Annotated in this window: 15 protein-coding genes; 11 read left to right on the forward strand and 4 right to left on the reverse strand. The window is 66.1% G+C overall.

The genetic code is table 11. The annotated features are described in order from the left end of the window. The first annotated feature begins 90 nt into the window (after nt 1-90). Nucleotides 91-2,658 (forward strand): alpha-glucan family phosphorylase, encoded by a 2,568-nt coding sequence (glgP, locus tag IWX77_RS01365; protein ID WP_196842702.1) that lies wholly within the window; start codon nt 91-93, stop codon nt 2,656-2,658. 40 nt (nt 2,659-2,698) lie between these two features. Here the strand turns inward: glgP and glgX are convergent, their stop codons facing one another. Further along, entirely contained in the window at nt 2,699-4,777 is a 2,079-nt protein-coding gene (glgX, locus tag IWX77_RS01370) for a glycogen debranching protein GlgX (RefSeq protein WP_196842703.1), read from the reverse strand. A 70-nt stretch (nt 4,778-4,847) separates the two neighbouring features. Between glgX and IWX77_RS01375 the strand changes: the two genes are divergently transcribed. The 3 genes from IWX77_RS01375 to ligA all read left to right on the forward strand — a co-directional run bounded on the left by IWX77_RS01375 (nt 4,848) and on the right by ligA (nt 9,581). Continuing rightward, nucleotides 4,848-6,059, forward strand: coding sequence for a cysteine desulfurase family protein (locus IWX77_RS01375; RefSeq protein WP_196842704.1), 1,212 nt, complete (start codon nt 4,848-4,850; stop codon nt 6,057-6,059). Between the two features lie 74 nt (nt 6,060-6,133). Further along, nucleotides 6,134-7,318 (forward strand): tRNA 2-thiouridine(34) synthase MnmA, encoded by a 1,185-nt coding sequence (gene mnmA / locus IWX77_RS01380; RefSeq protein ID WP_297414337.1) that lies wholly within the window; start codon nt 6,134-6,136, stop codon nt 7,316-7,318. Continuing rightward, nucleotides 7,311-9,581 carry an NAD-dependent DNA ligase LigA gene (gene ligA, locus IWX77_RS01385; protein ID WP_196842705.1) on the forward strand — a complete coding sequence of 757 codons (2,271 nt, stop codon included), beginning with the start codon at nt 7,311-7,313 and terminating at the stop codon, nt 9,579-9,581. Before mnmA ends, ligA begins: the two co-directional genes overlap by 8 nt. 316 nt (nt 9,582-9,897) lie before the next feature. On the opposite strand, the gene IWX77_RS01390 is transcribed toward ligA, so the two are convergent. Beyond that, nucleotides 9,898-11,040 carry a glutathione-independent formaldehyde dehydrogenase gene (locus IWX77_RS01390; RefSeq protein WP_196842706.1) on the reverse strand — a complete coding sequence of 381 codons (1,143 nt, stop codon included), beginning with the start codon at nt 11,038-11,040 and terminating at the stop codon, nt 9,898-9,900. Nucleotides 11,041-11,668: 628 nt separating this feature from the next. Here IWX77_RS01390 and gatC point away from each other — a divergent pair. The 5 genes from gatC to IWX77_RS01415 are packed head-to-tail and all read left to right on the forward strand — an operon-like array spanning nt 11,669 to nt 16,403. Next, nucleotides 11,669-11,965, forward strand: a complete 297-nt coding sequence (gatC, locus tag IWX77_RS01395) for an Asp-tRNA(Asn)/Glu-tRNA(Gln) amidotransferase subunit GatC (protein WP_196842707.1) — start codon at nt 11,669-11,671, stop codon at nt 11,963-11,965. A 2-nt stretch (nt 11,966-11,967) separates the two neighbouring features. Beyond that, nucleotides 11,968-13,515 (forward strand): Asp-tRNA(Asn)/Glu-tRNA(Gln) amidotransferase subunit GatA, encoded by a 1,548-nt coding sequence (gene gatA, locus IWX77_RS01400; protein WP_196842708.1) that lies wholly within the window; start codon nt 11,968-11,970, stop codon nt 13,513-13,515. Further along, a complete protein-coding gene (gene gatB, locus IWX77_RS01405) occupies nt 13,515-15,020 on the forward strand; it encodes an Asp-tRNA(Asn)/Glu-tRNA(Gln) amidotransferase subunit GatB (RefSeq protein WP_196842709.1) in 1,506 nt (501 codons plus the stop codon). Before gatA ends, gatB begins: the two co-directional genes overlap by 1 nt. Nucleotides 15,021-15,024: 4 nt before the next feature. Beyond that, the gene (locus tag IWX77_RS01410; protein WP_196842710.1) at nt 15,025-15,297 is read left to right on the forward strand and encodes a hypothetical protein; all 273 of its coding nucleotides are present in this window, start codon (nt 15,025-15,027) and stop codon (nt 15,295-15,297) included. Continuing rightward, nucleotides 15,294-16,403 (forward strand): VIT1/CCC1 transporter family protein, encoded by a 1,110-nt coding sequence (locus tag IWX77_RS01415; RefSeq protein WP_297414345.1) that lies wholly within the window; start codon nt 15,294-15,296, stop codon nt 16,401-16,403. The genes IWX77_RS01410 and IWX77_RS01415 overlap by 4 nt, the downstream gene beginning before the upstream one ends. Here the strand turns inward: IWX77_RS01415 and IWX77_RS01420 are convergent. Beyond that, nucleotides 16,400-17,209, reverse strand: coding sequence for a cache domain-containing protein (locus tag IWX77_RS01420; RefSeq protein ID WP_196842711.1), 810 nt, complete (start codon nt 17,207-17,209; stop codon nt 16,400-16,402). The genes IWX77_RS01415 and IWX77_RS01420 overlap by 4 nt on opposite strands. After that, nucleotides 17,206-18,027, reverse strand: a complete 822-nt coding sequence (locus IWX77_RS01425; RefSeq protein ID WP_196842712.1) for a FadR/GntR family transcriptional regulator — start codon at nt 18,025-18,027, stop codon at nt 17,206-17,208. Before IWX77_RS01425 ends, IWX77_RS01420 begins: the two co-directional genes overlap by 4 nt. A gap of 193 nt (nt 18,028-18,220) precedes the next feature. Between IWX77_RS01425 and IWX77_RS01430 the strand changes: the two genes are divergently transcribed. Both IWX77_RS01430 and IWX77_RS01435 read left to right on the forward strand, forming a co-directional pair. Next, on the forward strand, nt 18,221-19,282 hold the full coding sequence (locus IWX77_RS01430; protein WP_196842713.1) for an ABC transporter ATP-binding protein: 1,062 nt from the start codon (nt 18,221-18,223) through the stop codon (nt 19,280-19,282). Nucleotides 19,283-19,306: 24 nt separating this feature from the next. Next, nucleotides 19,307-20,500: an ABC transporter substrate-binding protein gene (locus IWX77_RS01435; protein WP_196842714.1), complete on the forward strand. Its 1,194-nt coding sequence runs from the start codon at nt 19,307-19,309 to the stop codon at nt 20,498-20,500. Nucleotides 20,501-20,502: the final 2 nt, after the last annotated feature.

Below are 20,502 nucleotides of genomic sequence, written 5' to 3' on the forward strand. Positions count from 1 at the left end.
CAATGGCGCCCGTCTGCTGCGCGGCTCGCCCACACGACGTGAAATTCCGTTGTTACGCGTTGGACACGTGACACCCCTAAGGTGGACTTCGTGAAGGCCATCCGCAAATTTACCGTCCGTGCCGTTCTCCCCGAGCCGCTTGCGGCACTCGAGGAGCTTGCTGGCAATCTCCGCTGGTCGTGGCATGAGCCGACCAGACAACTATTCGAGCGCATCGCCCCCGAGCTGTGGCGCGAGATCGGCACCGACCCGGTCGCCCTGCTCGGTGCCGTTGACTCGCGTCGCCTCGACGAGCTCGCGCAGGACCACGACTATGTTGCCGAGGTGAACAGCACGCGCGACGGTCTGCGCGACTACCTTGACCAGCCACGCTGGTACCAGGGGCTGGAGGGCGAGAAACCCGCCGCGATCGCGTACTTCTCACCGGAATTCGGCATCGCCGCCGCCCTGCCGCAGTACTCCGGCGGCCTGGGCATTCTGGCCGGGGACCACCTCAAGAGCGCCTCCGACCTCGGGCTGCCGCTCGTCGGCGTCGGGTTGTTCTACCGCGCCGGCTACTTCAGCCAGGCCATCTCGCCCGACGGCTGGCAGATGGAAAGCTACCCGCTGCTCGACCCCGACGGACTGCCCCTCGCCGTGCTGCGCCGGGCCGACGGTTCGGCAGTTCAGGTCTCCCTCGCGCTGCCCGATGACCGCACCCTGCATGCCCGGGTTTGGCAGGCCAAGGTGGGCCGGGTGCGCCTGCTCCTGCTCGACGCCGACATTCCCGAAAACGCCGACGACCTGCGGCTGGTCACCGACCGCCTCTACGGCGGCGGCGGCGAACACCGACTGCTGCAGGAACTGCTGCTGGGCATCGGCGGCGCCCGCGCCGTGAGACTGTGGAGCTCGCTGCACGGACTGCCCGAACCCGAGGTGTTCCACACCAACGAGGGCCACGCCGGCTTCCTCGGCCTCGAGCGCATCTCCAGCCTGATCGGCGAGGGTCTGAGTTTTCAGGAAGCCCTGCAGGTGGCCCGCGCCGGAACCGTCTTCACCACGCACACCCCGGTCGCCGCCGGCATCGATCGCTTCGAGCGGTCGCTCGTGCGTCGGTACTTCGGCACCGATCTGCTGCCCGGCGTCGACGTGGAGGACCTGCTCGCGCTCGGCGCGGAAAGTTACGCCGGCGGCTCCTCCGACGTGTTCAACATGGCCATCATGGGGTTGCGCCTCGGCCAGCATGCCAACGGCGTCTCGACCCTGCACGGCGAGGTCAGTCGCCGCATGTTCAACGGCCTGTGGCCGGGTTTTGATTCAGCGGATGTGCCGATCACGTCGATCACGAACGGTGTACACGCCCAGAGCTGGACTGACCCCGCGCTGAAGAGCCTCGCCCACAGCAGGCTCGGCACGAGTGACACGTCGACGGCCAACTGGGCCTCCAACGATGTCTCCGACCAGGATCTCTGGTCGGTGCGCGGGCAGATGCGCCTGCAATTCGTCGAGGATGCCCGTCGCCGTCTGCTCAACGCCTGGCGCGACCAAAACCCGGGCGGCATGCCCCCCGCCTGGATCGGGCGGGTGTTCGACCCGAACGTGCTGACCATCGGGTTCGCCCGCCGCGTTCCCACTTACAAGCGCCTGACCCTGATGCTGCACGACCCGGAACGTTTGCGTGCTCTCCTGCTGCACCCGGAGCATCCGATTCAGATCGTTATCGCCGGCAAGTCACACCCCGCTGACGAAGAGGGAAAACGGCTGATCCAGAAGATTGTGCAGTTCGCCGCTGATCCTGTCCTGCGCACCCGCATCGCTTTTCTGCCCGACTACAACATTGCGATGGCCCAGCTGATGTATCCGGGAACGGATGTCTGGCTCAACAATCCGCTCCGCCCGCTTGAGGCCTGCGGTACGAGCGGTATGAAAGCGGCACTCAACGGCGTGCTCAACCTGTCCATCCTCGACGGCTGGTGGCCGGAATACTACGACGGCAAGAACGGCTGGGCGATTCCGTCGGCCGATTCGGCCGGTGACTCTGCCGAACGCGATCGGCTCGAAGCCGAGGCGCTCTACGACCTGATCGAACACCAGGTAGCACCGACGTTCTACGAACGCAACGGCGATGACGTCCCCGAACGTTGGGTGTCCAACATCCGGCACACCCTGGCCACCCTGTCGCCGCAATTGTCCGCTGACCGCATGGTGCGCGAGTACGTGCAGCGACTGTACCGCCCGGCCGGGCACTATGACGCGCTGATGTCGGCGAACAACTACCGCGCGGCCCGCGAACTGGCCGCGTGGAAGGGCAAAATCGTCTCGGCCTGGCCGCAGGTCGCGGTGACCCACGTCGAATCGGGCGGGGTGTCATCGGTGCCCGAAGTGGGCGACGACCTGCACCTGCGCGCGCACGTACAGCTGGGCGGACTCTCCGCCGCGGACGTGACCGTTGAGGTCGTCTACGGTAAGAGCCTCGGCACCGACGAACTGCGTGATGTGGCCATTCAGGCGCTCGAACCGGCACCGCCAAAAGAAGCCCCAACCGGCGGGGCCACCCTGTTCACTGGCACGGTCGAACTCGACCGGGCCGGAGCCTTTGGCTACACCGTGCGCGTCGTTCCGCGGAATGACCTGCTGATCAGCCCGGCCGAAATGGGGCTGGTCGCCGTCGCGAACTAGCACGGACGGCGCCCGTCGGTTTCGAAAGCGCCGGCCGGGCCTACGTGCGTGACGTGCGGCGCGGCACGAAGGGGCCCTGCGCGCGCATAAGCTTCATCGAGGCGCCGGACACGAACAGGGGAGCCCCGGGCGCGTGCTCGATGACCGAATCGCGCACGTCGTCGTGACCGGAATCCCAGAGCAACGTGTAGGCATTCACTCCCTCGTGCGCGGGCAGGGTGACCGTTTCGTCCTGCTCCCGTGCGTTCACCACGAGCAGGATGCGGTTGAAGGCTTCGTGCTCGGGGGTGGACGCCGCCACGTACTGCAGGGTGCGCTCGGTCGGCGAATACCAGGCCTCGCCAGTGAGCGCCTCACCGGCGGTGTTGTACCAGTCCAGCTGGCTGGCGCTCGGCGTCGTCTCGCCGAATCGACCGAAGTGCACCGGCCGCAACGCCGGGTTTTCCCGGCGCAACTGCAACAGTCGGCGGGTGACCCGATGCAGGTCCTGCTGCCAGTCGTCGAAGTCCCAGTTGAGCCAGTTCAGCTCGCTGTCCTGGCAGTAGGCGTTGTTGTTGCCGCGCTGGCTTCGCCCGAACTCGTCGCCGGCGGTCAGCATGGGAATACCGGCCGACAGCAGCAGTGTGCCGAGCAGGTTGCGCATGGCCTTGCGCCGCGTGGCCAGAATGGCCACGTCGCGGGTGGGGCCCTCAACGCCGTGATTGTAGGAGTTGTTGTTGTCGGTGCCGTCGCGGTTCGACTCGCCGTTGCCCAGATTGTGCTTCGTGTCGTAGGCGGTCAGGTCGGCGAGGGTGAACCCATCGTGCGCGGTGATGAAGTTGAGCGAGGCGAGCGGGCCGCGCTGCTGAGAGAAGGTGTTCGACGAACCCGCGACACGGGTTGCGAACCGTCCGATGCCGCTGCCGGCCGAGCCGGTCAGGCGCAGGCTCTTCATGTCGGAGAGCCAGAAGTCCCGCATGCGGTCGCGGTACCGATCGTTCCACTCGGTCCATCCGGGCGGAAAGTTGCCGGTCTGCCAGCCACCCTGGCCGACATCCCACGGTTCCGCGATGAGCTTCACGCCGGCGAGTTCCGTGTCGTCGCGAATCTCGGTGAGCAGCGGATGCTCCGGGTCGTAGACCACGCCGGCGTCCCGGCCGAGCGTCGTGGCGAGATCGAATCGAAACCCGTCGATCTGCAGGTCGTTTGCCCAGTAGCGCAACGAATCGAGCACGAGTCGCCGGGGCACGTCGTGGCTGAAGTCGACCGTGTTGCCACAGCCAGTCACGTCGATGTACGCGCCGGACTCGTCCTGTCGGTAATAGGCGGCGTTGTCGATGCCGCGCAAGCTGGTGACCGGGCCGTTGCGACCCTCCTCGGCGGTGTGGTTGTACACGACGTCGAGGATGACCTCGAGGCCCGCCTCGTGCAGCAGCTTGACCATGCCCTTGAACTCGCGCAGCACGGCTTCCGGCCCGGCGGACTGGGCCGCCTGGGTGGCGTAGTCGGCGTGCGGCGAAAAGAAGTTGAGAGTGTTGTAACCCCAGTAGTTGATCAGGCCCTGTTTGATCAGGCGCTGCTCCGACACGAACGCCTGCACCGGCAACAATTCGACCGCGGTCACGCCGAGGTCTTTCAGATAGGCGATGGTCGATTCGTGTGCGAGACCGGCGTAGGTTCCGCGCAGGGCAGCCGGAACGAGCGGGTTGAGCCGGCTGATGCCGCGCACGTGCGCCTCGTACACGACGGTGTGATCGAGGGCAATACCCGGTTTCGTCGCGCCGTTCCAGTCGAAGTAGTCATCGACGACCGACGACTGCCACAAACCGGCCCCGACCCGAACCAGACCACGAGAATACGGCTCGATGAGGGTTTTCTCCGGGTGAAAGGAGTTCTTCGGGCTCGCCCGCCCAGAAACGCGGATGCCGTAGCGGCGCCCCGGAGACAGTGTGCGCGACTTGCCGGACCACACGCCGTGCACATCCTTTGTCATCGGCACGCTCTTGATGATCCAGTTCGGGTCTGTTTGATCGAACAGGCACAGGTCCATGGCGTCGGCGTGTTCGGCCCAGACGCGTAGCTCACCGCCGGCGCTGGTTAGTCGCACACCGAGATTGCGCAGGGGGTCGGTGGGACTCATGGGTTCAAGAGTAATGAGTGTCAGGGAGCGTGACGACCACCGGCATTCGAAGCCCGGCTAAAATAGTCGGATGGTTGTCTATTTGGACCATGCGGCGACCACGCCCATGCTTCCCACCGCGATCCGTTCCTACGCCGAGGCGATGGGCGTTGTCGGTAACCCCGCATCGGTGCACAGCCAGGGCCAAAATGCGAAACGGATGCTCGAAGAGTCGCGCGAAATCGTATCCGAGAGCCTCGCCTGCGATCCGATCGAGGTGGTCTTCACCGGCAGCGGCACCGAGGCGATCAACCTCGGCATCAAGGGTGTGTATTGGGCACGCGCCCCGCGCCGGCGCATTCTGGTGCCCGGCGGGGAACACCACGCGACCCTCGACACGGTCGAGTGGCTGGTGCACCACGAGAAAGCGATCGTCGAGTGGATTCCGCTCGATGTCCAGGGCCGCATCAATCTCGGCGCGCTCGAGGCCGCCATTGCCCGTGACCCCCTCGATGTTGCCCTGGTCAGCCTGCTCATGGCCAACAATGAGGTCGGCACCATCGAACCCGTCGCCGCTGTCGCGGCGCTCGCCGCAGCCCACGGCATTCCGGTGCACGTCGACGCCGTCGCGGCCTACGGCTACATTCCGGTCGACTTTCGTGCGCTTGCCGCCGCGGGGGTGTCGGCGCTGAGCGTCTCAGCGCACAAGGTCGGCGGCCCCGTTGGCATTGGCGCGCTCGTGCTCGGACGGGCGACCACCGTCGAGCCGCTCATTCACGGGGGCGGTCAGCAGCGCAAGGTGCGCAGCGGCACCCAGGATGTCGCGGCGGCGGTCTCGTTCGCGGTGGCGGCATCCGCTGTCACGGCGCAGCAGTTGGCACCGTACCCGCGCGGGGCCGCACGCGGCGTTGAAGCCGCACGCCTGGCTGCCCTTCGCGACCGGGTGATCAGCGGTGTCGCCCTGGTCGCGCCGACCGCGGTGCTCAACGGCGACCCGGAGCGCCGGCTGCCCGGCAACGCTCACTTCAGCTTTCCCGGCTGCGAGGGCGACTCGCTGTTGTTTCTGCTCGACGCGGCCGGGGTGTCGGTGTCGACCGGCTCGGCATGCCAGGCCGGGGTGCCCGAACCCTCGCACGTGTTGCGGGCCATGGGCCGCAGCGAGAGCGAATCCCGCGGCGCTCTGCGCATCACCCTCGGTCATACCTCCACCGACGCCGACGTCGACGCTCTGCTCAAGGCGTTGCCGGCCGCACACGCTCAGGCGCTCGCCGCCGGCATGGCCGATCGGGTGCCCGGGCACTGAACCGCGCTGACTCTCGGTTGGCTCTGCGTTGGCTCTGCGTTGGCTCGATCCGGCACTCCGCGTACACTCAACGGGTGAAGGTTTTAGCAGCAATGAGTGGCGGTGTAGATTCCGCCGTCGCAGCCGCGCGTGCGGTCGAAGCGGGGCACGAGGTGGTCGGCGTGCATCTGGCGCTGAGCCGAATGCCGGGAACGCTGCGCACCGGTAGCCGCGGCTGTTGCACCGTGGAAGATTCCATGGATGCCCAGCGGGCCGCCAATATCATGGGCATTCCGTACTATGTCTGGGATTTCTCCGAACGATTCAAGCTGGACGTCGTCGACGACTTCATCGCCGAGTACGCCGCCGGCCGCACCCCGAACCCGTGCATGCGCTGCAATGAGAAGATCAAGTTCGCCGCTCTGCTCGAAAAGGCCATGGCCCTCGGTTTTGACGCCGTCTGCACCGGCCACTACGCAAGCATTCTGACGGATGCCGACGGCAACAAGGAGCTGCACCGTGCGGCCGCCTGGGCCAAGGACCAGTCCTACGTGCTCGGCGTACTGACCGCCGACCAGATCAACCACTCCATGTTTCCGCTCGGCGCCACGCCGACCAAGGCCGAGGTTCGGGCCGAAGCGGCCGAACGTGGCTTCTCGGTTGCGAACAAGCCCGACTCCTATGACATTTGTTTCATTCCCGACGGCGACACCAAGGGCTGGCTCGGCGAACGCGTCGCCCCGGTCACCGGCGATATTCTCGACCGGGAGGGCAACACGCTCGGCCAGCACGACGGCGCCGTCGCGTTCACCGTCGGCCAGCGCAAGGGCCTGTCGATCGGTACCCCGGCCGCCGACGGCAAGCCGCGCTTTGTACTCGAGGTACGCCCGATCACGAACACGGTCATTGTCGGCCCGAAAGAGGCGCTCGCCATCAAGGAGATCGCCGGCAACACGTACACCTGGGCCGGGCTCGCCCCGGAACACCCCGAGGTGGAATTTGCCTGCCACGTACAGATTCGCGCCCACGCCGACCCGGTTCCAGCACGAGCCCAGGTTGTGTCGACGAGGGCCGTCACAGGCCGTGACGGCACCGTCGAACTGCGCATCATTCCGAACGAGCCGCTCGCCGGCGTCGCCCCCGGGCAGACCGCCGTCGTCTATGTCGGTACCCGCGTGCTCGGCCAGTGCACCATCGACCGCACGGTCAGCGCGGTTCCCGTGACCGCACCCTCCCTCATCCCCTCCGCGTCGGCCAGCCCCGCCACGGTCAATGCCTGAGTCCGTCGCCGACACTACCCCCGCGGGCCTGAGCGAGGCGGCCGCGGAAGCTGCCGAGATCACCACCCGCGTGCTGGCCGCCCGGGACGCCTACTACGATCGGGACACGGTCGTCATCTCCGACGCCGAGTACGACCTGCTCGTGCAGCGCCTCGGTGCACTCGAACGCCTGCACCCCGAGCTGCAGAGCCAGGACAGCCCCACCCAGACGGTCGGCGGCCGCGCCGCAACGACCCTGTTCGACCCGGTGACGCACGCCGAACGCATGCTCAGCCTCGACAACGTCTTCTCCCTCGGGGAATTCGAGACCTGGGCTCGGAAGGCCGGCGAGAACTCGGGCCGTGCAGTGCACTACCTGTGCGAGCTCAAGATCGACGGCCTCGCCATCAACCTGCGGTACGCCAACGGCGTGCTCGTCTCCGCCGCCACCCGCGGTGACGGCGTCGTCGGCGAAGACGTCACCGAGAACATTGATCTTGTCCCCGGCATCCCGTCCCGCCTGGCCGGCACCGGGCATCCACCGCTCATGGAGGTGCGCGGCGAGGTGTTCTTTCCCGTGGCCGCGTTCGACGAGCTGAATGCGGCGCAGTCCGCCGCGGGGGAACGGGTGTTCGCGAATGCCCGCAACGCGGCGGCCGGGTCGCTGCGGCAGAAAGCCGCGGGAAAGAACACCGACCAGCTGCGCCTCATGACAGCCCGCCTGAGCCGGCTGCGCATGCTGGTGCACGGCATCGGCGCCTGGGAGAACCCGCCCGTGCAGACCCAGTCCGAGGTGTACGGCCTGCTCGATGGTTGGGGCCTGCCGACCAGTACGTACTTTCGGGTGGTCACCACGGTTGCCGAGGCGGCCGAGTTCATCGAATACTACGGGGCACATCGCGGCAGCGTCGTGCACGAACTCGACGGCATCGTGATCAAGATCGACGAGCTCGCCCTGCACGCCGAGCTCGGCGCCACCAACCGGGCGCCGCGCTGGGCCATCGCCTACAAGTACCCGCCGGAGCAGGTCAACACGAAACTGCTCGACATCGTCGTGAGCGTTGGCCGCACCGGCCGAGCCACCCCCTTCGCCGTCATGCAGAAGGTGCTCGTGGCCGGCAGCGAGGTACGTCAGGCGACCCTGCACAATCAGGATGTTGTCAAGGCCAAGGGCGTGCTGATCGGCGACACGATCGTGCTGCGCAAGGCCGGCGACGTCATTCCCGAGGTGCTCGGCCCGGTCGTTGAGATGCGCGACGGCACTGAACGCGAATTCGTCATGCCCCGCAACTGCCCGGAATGCGGCACCCCGCTGGGCGCAGCCAAGGAGGGCGACATCGACCTGCGCTGCCCGAACGCGCGCAGCTGCCCCGCCCAGGTGCGCGGCCGGGTCGAACACATCGGCAGCCGCGGCGGCCTCGACATCGAGGTGCTCGGCGAGGTCGCGGCCTCCGCGCTCACCCAGCCGACCGTGCCGGTCGATCCGCCATTGCCGACCGAGGCCGGCCTGTTCGACCTCGAACTTGGCGACCTGCTGCCGATCCAGGTGATCGTGCGCGACGCCGACACCGGGCTACCGAAAGAAGACGACGACGGCACCGTTCGGCAGCGGATGCCGTTCCAGCGCAATCCAACCGCCGCCGAAAAGAAGCAGGGTCTGACGGCCCCGCAGCCGTCCTCGAGTGCGCTCAAGCTGCTCGTCGAGATCGATAAGGCCAAGACCAAGCCGCTGTGGCGAATACTGGTGAGCCTGAACATCCGTCACGTCGGTCCGGTCGCCGCCCGCGCCCTGGCCAACCACTTCGGCTCACTCGACGCCATTCGTGGCGCCACCCGCGGCCAACTCGCCGAGGTAGACGGTGTCGGCGGCATCATCGCCGATGCGGTGCTCGACTGGTTCCTGGTGGACTGGCACCTCGATATCGTGACCCAGTGGGCCGCGGCCGGAGTGCAGTTCGCCACCCCGGGGCACCCCGGACCGGGCGCCGCCGAGGCCGCCGGGGGAGTGCTGGCCGGGGTCACCGTCGTCGCCACCGGCTCGCTCGAAGGCTTCACCCGCGAGGGTGCCCAGGAGGCGATCATCGCCGCCGGCGGCAAGAGCGCGTCCAGCGTGTCGAAGAACACCGACTTCGTCGCCGCCGGGCCGGGCGCCGGCTCCAAGCTCGGTAAGGCCGAAACCCTTCGCATTCGCATTCTCGACGCCGACGAGTTTCGCCTTCTGCTCGCTGAGGGGCCAGCCGGGCTTTCGAGCGCCCCCGAGTCCTTCGCCCCGCCGCCGGACTGACCTCTTCCTTGACGTGCCGCGAAACTCCATCGGCTGTGCGTCCTCTGACCCGTTACACCTGAATGATCCGGCGTCAGCGCGGTCAACGACCACCACGATGAATGCTCCGCGGACGTCGTCCGACGGAGCATTTGTGCACCACGCAGTCAGCACAGAACCTACGCTGCCATCGCTGGCAAGCGCGACGCAATTGACCCCTCGGTGCCCGTGACGGTTGCGCTTCTGGAAATTGACTTACTCGAGAACGTCGAATTCGCCGCCTCAACGGTCGAGTCCGGGCGGTGATTGCGCCGCGGCGAATTCGTGCGGCATTGGCCTACTCGGGCTTGAGGATGACCTTGGTCCAACCGTTGGTGCGGTCGTCGAAGTTCTTGTAGGCGTCCGCGGCTTTGCTGAGTGGGATCTCATGGGAAACGATCCATGATGGCTTGGCCTTGCCCACGGCAATCAAATCGCGCAATTGCCGATTGTATTTTTTCACTGGGCACTGGCCGCTGCCCATGCTCTGGCCCTTGAGCCACTGCAGACCATAGTCAATTGCAATCTTGCCCTGCTTGGCGTTCTCGTCGAAGCCGCCGGGATCTGCCGGCAGGAAGACACCGACAACGCCGATTCCCCCGGTGAAGCGTACGGACTGAATCAGCTGATTCAGAGTCGCGGCGGGATCTTCGGTGCCCTGGGGGTCGTGGGCCTGATAGCCCACGCATTCACAACCCCGGTCCGCGCCCACACCCTGTGTCTGGTCCAGCACGAACTGAACCGGGTCCGTCTTCGAATCATCAATCGGAATGACACCGATGTGCTCGGCGAGGCGCAGCCTGTCGGGCCGTCGATCCACGATCATGACCGTACTCGCGCCCTTGATCGTGGCCGACAGGGCGGCCATGAGCCCGACCGGACCTGCACCGTAAATCACCACCGAGTCTCCGGGGAGCACGCCGGCCATCTCGGTAGCGTGGTAGCCGGTAGGAAAGATATCCGAAAGCATGACGTAGTCGTTTTGCTTTTCGATTGCGTCTTCACCCAAGCGCAGGCAATTGTTGTCGCCGTAGGGTACCCGCAGCATTTGGGCCTGTCCGCCGGGATACGGACCCATGCCAGCGAAGCCGTAGGCGGCACCCGCGGCGGCCGGGTTCGGTTGAGTGGTCAGGCAATAGCTGGTAAAACCGCGCTCACAATTCTTGCAGAACCCGCAGGAAATATTGAACGGCAGCACCACCCGATCACCGACCTTAACCGCGTCGACGCCGTTACCGACCTCGATGACCTCGCCCATGTTCTCGTGACCAAACGTGCGTCCCACCTCGAAATCGGTGCGTCCCTCGTACATGTGCAAATCTGAACCGCAAATATTTGTCGCGGTAATGCGTACAAGAACGTCAGTGGGACGTTCGATCTTGGCATCCGGAACGTCTTCAACGCTGACCGAGTTGGGGCCCTTATAAACGACTGCCTTCATTTCTCTTCACTCCCTGAATTTTATAACAGTGAACGACGGAAGATCCGTATCCACTTGCGGAGATTTACTGAGGATGAATATCCGGACAGTCTCGGGCTGTGCGGAAAATGTGAATAGTTCAGGTTTATCACGATCGAACTCGACCTGGCCAGAGGTGCCCTTCATAAAGGGCAGACGACGTCGCAGAATATCGAGCGGGTGCTTGTTGCGAGGCGCCGTCGCCACCCATTACGGCGGTGTCGATTACGGTACGGAGCGGGTCGGTGGCCCGGTCCGTTCGAACGGAAGCAATAACGAGCCCAGCGCCCAGGTATCTTGCCAGCTGTCCGCACTGAAGCCCCAACGAGGAGGCAGCCGCATGAATGAGCACCGTTTCGCCCGGCTTGAGGTCACTTCCCAGTAAATGAATGATCCGGGAAGACTCCACTCTCACTATCGGCGGCGCCACGTTTCCCTCGACCAGGGCGAAAGGGTCCCACCGCTGCCGGCTCCTGTGCTGGGTAATGGACACTGACTGCAACCGTGGCTTGAGGCGGTGGGTGCGAAGGGGGCGGCAGTCAGGCGGATCTGGTTCTCGGCGGCTGGCGAATAGGATTGAACAGTCCACCCCAATGCGTATCGGAGCACCATGTCTGAAATCACGGCCGAGCAGGTTGCCCATTTGGCATACCTCGCCCGGATCGACCTCAGCCCCCTCGAGATCACCAATCTCACCCACGACCTCGGCCAGATCGTCGATTCGATCGCCAAAGTCTCCGAGGTAGCCACCGCTGACACCCCGGCCACGAGCCACCCGATGCCGCTGACCAACGTCTTCCGTGAGGACGTCGTCGTTCCGTCGCTGACGGTCGAGCAGGCACTGTCCGGCGCGCCCGACCGCGCCGGCGACAAATTCCGGGTGCCCGCCATTTTGGACGAGGAGTGACCATGACCTATCTCACCAAACTCTCCGCCGCCGCCCTGAGCGAACTGCTGGTTGCCAAAGAGGTCAGCGCGGTCGAAGCGACCCGCGCCCACCTCGACCACATCACGGCCGTCGACACCGATCTGCACGCTTTTCTGCACGTCGCCGGCGACGCCGCCCTCCAGGCCGCCGCCCGGATCGACGCCCGCCGTGCTGCGGGCGAAACGCTCAACCCGCTCGCCGGTGTTCCGATCGCGATCAAAGACGTGCTCGCCACCCACGACATGCCCACCACCGCCGGTTCGAAAATTCTCGAAGGCTGGGTTCCGCCGTATGACGCGACCGTCGTTGCCCGCCTGCGTTCGGCCGGCCTCGTGCCGCTCGGCAAGACCAACATGGACGAATTCGCCATGGGCTCGTCGACCGAGCACTCCGCCTACGGCGTCACCCGCAACCCCTGGGACCGCGGCCGTATCCCCGGCGGCTCCGGCGGCGGCTCGGCCGCGGCCGTCGCCTCCTTTCAGGCGCCGCTCGCCCTCGGCAGTGATACCGGCGGGTCTATCCGCCAGCCCGCCGCCGTCACTGGATCGGTCGGCGTCAAGCCCACCTACGGCGGAGTCTCCCGCTACGGTGCCATCGCCCTCGCCTCGAGCCTCGATCAGGTCGGCCCGGTCTCTCGCACGGTCTACGACGCCGCTTTGCTGCACGACGTCATCGGCGGTCACGACCCGCTCGACTCCACGTCGCTGACCGACAGCTGGCCCTCGATGGCCGCCGCCGCGCAGGCCGGGCTCACCGACGGCGCCCTCAAGGGCGTGCGCGTCGGCGTCATCAAGGAACTCTCCGGCGACGGATTCCAGGCCGGCGTCACCCAACGCTTCACGGAGACCCTCGCCCTGCTCGTCGCCGCCGGCGCCGAGATCACCGAGGTCTCCGCCCCGAACTTCGAGTACGCCGTCGCGGCCTACTACCTGATTCTGCCAGCGGAAGCGTCGAGTAACCTGGCGCGCTTCGACTCGGTGCGGTTCGGCATCCGGGTGAACCCGGAGAGCGGCTCGCTCACGAGCGAGCACGTGATGAGCGCCACGCGCGAGGCCGGTTTCGGCGCCGAGGTCAAGCGCCGCATCATCCTCGGCACGTACGCCCTGAGCGCCGGCTACTACGACGCCTACTACGGCAGCGCCCAGAAGGTGCGCACACTCATTCAGCGCGACTTCGCCACCGCGTTCAGCCAGGTCGACGTACTCGTCTCACCGAGCGCACCGACCACCGCGTTCAAATTCGGTGAGAAGCTCGCCGACCCGATGGCCATGTACATCAACGACGTGACCACCATTCCGGCGAACCTCGCCGGAGTGCCCGGCATGAGCATCCCGATCGGATTGGCGCCCGAAGACGGACTGCCGGTCGGCCTGCAGATCATGGCCCCCGCCAAAGCGGATGCCCGCCTGTACACCGTCGGCGCCGCCATCGAGCAGCTGCTCGAAGCGAGGTGGGGGCACACCATGCTCAGCCAGGCCCCAGCACTGACACCGACCGAAATGTTTGCCAGCGAAGAGGGAGCCGTCTGATGGCCAGGGCCGAATTGATGGACTTCGACGAAGCACTCGAACTGTTCGAGCCGGTGCTCGGTTTCGAGGTGCACGTCGAGCTCAACACCAAAACCAAAATGTTCTGCGGCTGCGCCAACGAGTTCGGCTCCGGCGCCAACACGAACACCTGCCCGACCTGCCTTGGTCTGCCCGGCGGTCTGCCGCAGGTGAACAAGAAGGCGATCGAATCCAGCATCCGCTTGGGGCTGGCTTTGGGCTGTGAAATCGCGGAACACTCGCGATTCGCCCGCAAGAACTACTTCTACCCCGACACGGCGAAGAACTTTCAGACCAGCCAGTACGACGACCCGATCTGCCACGACGGTTCGATCACGATCGAACTCGAAAGCGGCCGTCTGGTCACCGTTGAGATTGAACGCGCCCACATGGAAGACGACGCTGGAAAGCTCACTCACATGGGTGGCGCCACCGGACGCATCCAGGGCGCCGACTACTCACTCGTCGACTACAACCGCGGCGGTGTGCCGTTGGTCGAGATCGTCACCCAGATGATCGAGGGCGCCGAACACGACGCCCCCGAGATCGGCAAGACCTACGTCGCGGCCATTCGCGAGATCGCCAAGGCGCTCGGCGTCTCCAACGCCCGCATGGAAGAGGGCAACGTGCGCTGCGACGCCAACGTCTCCCTGCGTGTGCGCGGGTCGAACGTGCTCGGCACCCGCACCGAGACCAAGAACGTGAACTCCCTGCGCTCGGTGGAGCGTGCGGTGCGCTACGAGATCCAGCGTCAGGCGGCCGTGCTGCACGCCGGTGGCACCATCACGCAGGAGACGCGGCACTGGCACGAAGACACCGGCATGACCAGTGCCGGTCGACCCAAGAGCGACGCCGACGACTACCGCTACTTTCCTGAGCCCGACCTGCTGCCCATGGCGCCGTCGCGCGAATGGGTCGACGAGCTGCGCCTGACCCTACCCGAGGCGCCCGCGGCTCGCCGCAAACGCCTGCAGGCGGTGTGGGGATTTGTGAACCTCGAGTTCCAGGACGTCGTGAATTCCGACCTGCTCGACGCCGTCGAAGCGACCGTCGCCGCCGGGGCATCCGCCCAGGCCGCGCGCAAATGGTGGACCGGCGAAATCGCCCGGCTCGCCAACGCGGCCGGCGTTGTCGCCGACTCGCTCGTGACACCGGTGCAGCTCGCCGCGCTGATCGAACTGGTCGAGGCCGGAACCCTCACCGACCGCCTGGCCCGCCAGGTGCTCGAGGGCGTCATAGCCGGCGAGGGCACCCCCGCCGAAGTCGTCGACAGCCGGGGCCTTGCCGTGGTCTCCGACGACGGCGCGCTCATCGCGGCCATTGACGCCGCGCTGCTCGGCCAGCCCGACGTGCTCGCCAAGATTCGCGACGGCAAGGTGCAAGCCGCCGGAGCCGTCATCGGCGCGGTCATGAAAGCCATGCGCGGGCAAGCGGATGCTGCGCGCGTGCGCGAACTCGTGCTCGAACGTGCCGCGACGATCGAGTAGCGCAGTGACAACTCAGGGCGCAGCATTCGGGGTGGGCGTGCAGGTGATCGTGCACCTCGACCGCACCCGTTTTCCCCAGTCGCTGATCGATGACCCGATCGGCGTGATCGTGGCGGCGGGCGAGTCGGAGGGGGCGGGGCTCTACGCGCCGACCGCGGTGCGGCAGAAGTTCTGGATCGTTCGGTTCGAGGAACCGTTTTTAGGTCTCGACGGATCCGGCCCGCACGACTCCGCCCGTATTCCGCAAAGCTTTCTGGAAGCGGCGCCGGAGGCGTGAACGCGATCACTCCGGAGCGCGACGGGCGCGCCCCGTCGACGCGCGACATCCGTCGGTGGCGGCAGTACCTGGCCGACGAACAGGCCGAAGCCGCGGTGTATCGCGATCTCGCGAATCGTCGTGCCGGTGAAGAGCGCCAGATCTTGCTCGCCCTCGCCGACGCCGAAGGCCGTCACGAAGAACACTGGCGCCAACTGCTGGGCAGCGACATCGGCGCAGCCAGACGCGGCGCCCTGCGCACCCGATTTCTTGGACTGCTCGCCCGCCGCTTCGGTTCGGTGTTCGTGCTCGCCCTCGCCCAGCGGGCTGAGGGGCGCTCGCCCTACGACGGGGATGCCGACGCGACCAACGCCATGGCCGCCGACGAAACCGTGCACGAAGAGGTCGTGCGCGGCCTCGCAGCGCGCGGCCGCAAACGCTTGTCCGGCACCTTTCGGGCCGCCGTGTTCGGTGTCAACGACGGGCTCGTGAGCAATCTCGCCCTCGTACTCGGGATCGGCGCGACCGGGGTGCCGGCCGCGACGATTCTGTTCACCGGCATCGCCGGGCTGCTGGCCGGAGCGCTCTCCATGGGCGCCGGAGAATACGTCTCGGTGCGCTCCCAGCGCGAACTACTCGAAGCCTCCACGCCAGCTGCCCCGGCCAAGAGCGTGCTCTCGCACCTCGACCTCGCCGCCAACGAATTGACCCTGGTCTATCGGGCCCGCGGCATGTCCGAAGCCGAGGCAGAGACCTACGCCCGCGGGGTACTGGCCACCGCCTACGCGGCGACCGGACCGATCTTCGCGGTCAGCAAGCAGGCTCCGGAGCCCGACGAGCACGAGGCCATCGGCACCGGAACCGGCGCCGCACTGTCGAGCTTCTGCTTCTTCGCGTCGGGCGCGCTGCTGCCGGTGCTGCCCTACCTGTTCGGTATGAGCGGCTATGCGGCCATCATCGTTGCAACCGTTCTGGTGGGTGTCGCGCTGCTCGCCACCGGTGCTGTCGTGGGCCTGCTCTCCGGAGGCCCACCGCTGAAGCGCGCCGTGCGGCAACTTGTTATCGGTCTTGGCGCGGCCGCAGTCACCTACCTGCTCGGGCTGGTCTTCGGTACCACGATCGGCTAGTCGCCCGTTGGAGACAGTCCGGCGACGACGGCGAGACCGGTCTGGCCGCACCACTGGAACGTGTGTGCCCCATTGACCAGCAGGACCGGCGTGGATGTCGCGACCTCGCTCAGGCGCTCGGACAAACCGGGCAGGCGGAGCAGCGCGCCGGTCGCGAGGTGGGTGTCGGTCGAGACGACCACCCGACCACTGGCGTTGATGATCGTCACTGGAACACCGCCGGCGCACAGGCGTGGCACGAGGCCCCGTTCGATCTCATCGACCGAGAGGTCGATTCCGACGACCCCGATCAGGTCGGTACCGTCTCGATACACCGGCAGGGTGAGCGTCAGCGTGTACTCATCGGTGCACAAGTAGTCGACGTAGGGGCCGGTAATGTGCCGGCGCCCGGTCTGTACGGGAACCCGCCACCATTCCAGAGCCGTGTAATCGCGAAAACTCTCATCGCGGGGGTCTTCGACCGTTTCCAGATGACGGATGCCGGTCGCCGGCAGCTCCGACGACGCCGGGTTCTGCCCACTCAGCCACCAGGCCAGATGCCAGCCCAGAAAGTGCGGCGCGGACACAAAACCGGCCCCGATGACCATGCCAGTGGAGTCGGCGAACTGGCGGCGCACCTCCGTTTCCACCACGGAATCGAGTTCGGCGCGGTCGGCGACGCTGTTGGGACGCGCGGCGTAGCGTTCCACCAGATCTGCGCAGCGTTCTAAACGAGTGAAGACCGGGTCGAAGACAGCGGCAATGGACAGGGCGCAGGCGTTGGTGGGGGGTATCTTCTGATCGGGAGTGATCGTCTCCGGGCTCATGCGTGCGCGCCCGTGGGTAGCGGCGCGATGATGTTCGCTGTCGTCGTGATGCCTGTCATCGTTGACATGCCCTTCTGTTCCAAAAGTGATTTCGCTTCGATGAGCCACTCGATGGACTCGGTGATCTGCGTGACGGTGAGTTGGCGAGCCCGGGCGCCGTCCTCGGCGGCCAGCGCGGCGACCGTCTCGCGCTGTACCGCCCGGCAGCGTTCCCGTCGAAGCGGTTCGCGCAGGCTGAGCCACAGCAGGGAACCGAATTCGGCCTGCAATCGCAACTCTTCGCGCACGAGTCGGGCAGACTGGCTGAGCGCGGCCACTTCGAGACGAAAGGTGCCCTGTCCGCGGCGCGCGGCAGCCGCTGTGGCGGCGTCGGTGCGGTCGAGGATGCGCTCGAGGTTATCCATGTCCGCCGCACTGGCCCGGTCGGCGGCAAGTTCGGCGGCCAGGCCGGCGATCGCGGAATAATGAACGCCCAGATCGCGCACCTGCACCCGGGACCAGGCCAACAGGCGTTCGTCCTGCAGGTCGTTCACGCCCCGGCCGGCGAAGGTGACAAAACTGCCGCCATCGCGCCCGCGCTTGGTGTGCACGAGCTTGTTACGGCGCAGAATCTCGAGGGCTTCACGCGCGGTAACGGTGGCAACGCCGAGCTGACGGGCCAGTTCGGCCTCGCTCGGCAGCCGTTCGCCATCGTGCAGCACCCCGAGCACGATCGCGTCGGTCAGGCGCTGCAATACCAGTTCGGCGCGGCCCACACCGTCGAGTGGAGCGAAAATAGCCGCGCGCGTTCCCGATCCGACGCGGATGGACTGCGGCATGGGCGGCTCTTTTCAGGTTGTGACACGACCGTAACATCTCGGCATACCTTCATGACATCTAACTCCATATGATTAGCCTGTGAGTGAGCAGGGAGCCTGTGAGTGAGCAGGGAGCCGTTGAATGAGCAGGGAGCCGTTGAATGAGCAGGGAGCCGTTGAATGAGCAGGCCAGCCCAATGAGCAGGGAGAGATTGTGACCGGTGCGCAGCCCGCCATCCGTTTGACCGGCCTGACCAAGAGTTTCGGCAACGTCAATGCCGTCGATGGCGTCGACCTCGACATTTTCGAGGGGGAGTTCTTCTCCATGCTCGGCCCGTCCGGATCGGGCAAGACCACGGTGTTGCGCCTGATCGCCGGCTTCGAGAAACCAACCAGCGGAACGATTTCGCTGCTCGGCCAGGACGTCACCGACCGGGCGCCGTTCGACCGCGACGTCAACACCGTGTTTCAGGACTACGCCCTGTTTCCGCACATGAGTGTGCTCGACAACGTTGCCTACGGGCTGCGGGTGCGCGGCGTCTCCAAACGGGCCAGGTACGAACAAGCTCGGCAAGCCCTCGACACCGTGCGCCTGGGCAGTTTCGTCGATCGCAAGCCGAGCCAGCTCTCCGGCGGTCAACGCCAGCGGGTCGCCCTGGCCCGCGCCACGGTCGTGCAACCCAAGGTATTGCTGCTCGATGAACCGCTCGGCGCCCTCGACCTCAAGCTGCGCGAACAGATGCAGGTCGAACTCAAAGAACTGCAGCGCAATCTCGGCATCACGTTCATCTTCGTCACCCACGACCAGCAGGAAGCCCTCACCCTCAGTGACCGTATCGCGGTCTTCAACGAGGGAAAGATCGAACAGCTCGGGACCCCGGCTGAAATCTACGAACGACCCTCCTCACCGTTCGTGGCCGCGTTCGTGGGCACCTCCAACATCTTCGACGACACCGTGTCGCACGCACTCCTCGGCCGGGCTGGCACCCACTCGGTACGTCCCGAAAAGGTCAGCGTCACCACCGAGAACCGGCCCCTCGCCGCTGATTGCACCGCGGCCGGCACGCTCGCCGAGGTCATCTACGTCGGCAGCAGTACCCAGCTCATCGTCGATCTGGATGCCGGAACACGCGTCGTGGTGCTCGAACAGAACGATGCGCACCGCGTGGCGACCACCGAACGCGGCGTGCGCGTCACTATCGGCTGGAACAACTCCGACATCGTCACCCTGTCCGCACCCGCACCCGCACCCGCAATCTTGGCTCCGCACCCCTGACCGATTTCACGAATGGAGAAAGTCATGAAACGTATTTCTGCACGCCCAACATCCGTCGCCCTCACCGGCGTCGCGATCGCGTCGGTTGCCCTCCTGCTCACCGCCTGCGGCACCAGCCAGGGCGGCGGCACGGCTGCACCGACGACGGCGCAGACCGAACTGGGCGATATGGAAGGCAGCGTCTCGCTGCTGGCCTGGCCCGGCTACGTCGAAGACGGCAGCAATGACCCCACCGTGGACTGGGTCAGCGCCTTCGAAGAGCAGACGGGCTGCACCGTCACCAGCAAGACCTACGGCACCTCCGACGAAGCATTCAGTCTGATGAAGACCGGTGATTACGACGTTGTCGCTGCCTCCGGCGACGCCTCGCTGCGGCTCGTCGCCGCCGGTGACGTGGCCCCGGTCAACACCGACCTCATTCCCAACTACGACGGCATCTTCGACTTTCTGAAGATGCAGTCCTGGAACAGCGTCGACGGTGTCTCCTACGGAATTCCGCACGGCTACGGTGCCAACCTGCTCATGTACAACACGGAGGTCGTCACCCCGGCACCCACGTCGTGGAATGTTGTCTTCGATAAGTCGTCCGACTACAAGGGCGCGGTGACCGCCTACGATTCGCCGATTTCGATAGCGGATGCGGCGGTGTATCTCATGGCGCACCAGCCCGAGTTGGGTATCACGAACCCGTATGCGCTCGACAAAACGCAACTGGCGGCATCCGTCGACCTGTTCAAGAACCAGCGGATCAACATCGGCGAGTACTGGTCGGACTACCTCAAGGCGGTGCAGGCCTTCGAAACCGGCGACACCGTCGTCGGCACCACCTGGCAGGTCATCCGCAACAGCCTCGCCGAGGGCACCCCGGCCGAGGTCGTCCTGCCCGACGAGGGTGCGACCGGCTGGTCGGACACCTGGATGATCGCCGCCAACGCGAAGAGCCCCAACTGCGCCTACGCCTGGCTGGACTACATCGCGAGCCCCGAGGCCAACGCCCAAGCCACCGAGTACTTCGGTGAGGCGCCCTCCAACGCCGGAGCCTGCGACTTCACGGTCAACCCTGACCACTGTGCCAGCTTCCACGCCGGCGACGCCGACTACGCGGCCCAGATCTGGTACTGGTCGACACCGATCGCGAAGTGCCTCGACGGTCGCACCGATGTCACGTGCACCGACTACTCCGACTGGACCACGGCCTGGCAGGAGATCAAGGGCTGAAC

The sequence above is a fragment of the Cryobacterium sp. CAN_C2 genome (assembly GCF_015751745.1).
Taxonomy (GTDB): Bacteria; Actinomycetota; Actinomycetes; order Actinomycetales; family Microbacteriaceae; genus Cryobacterium.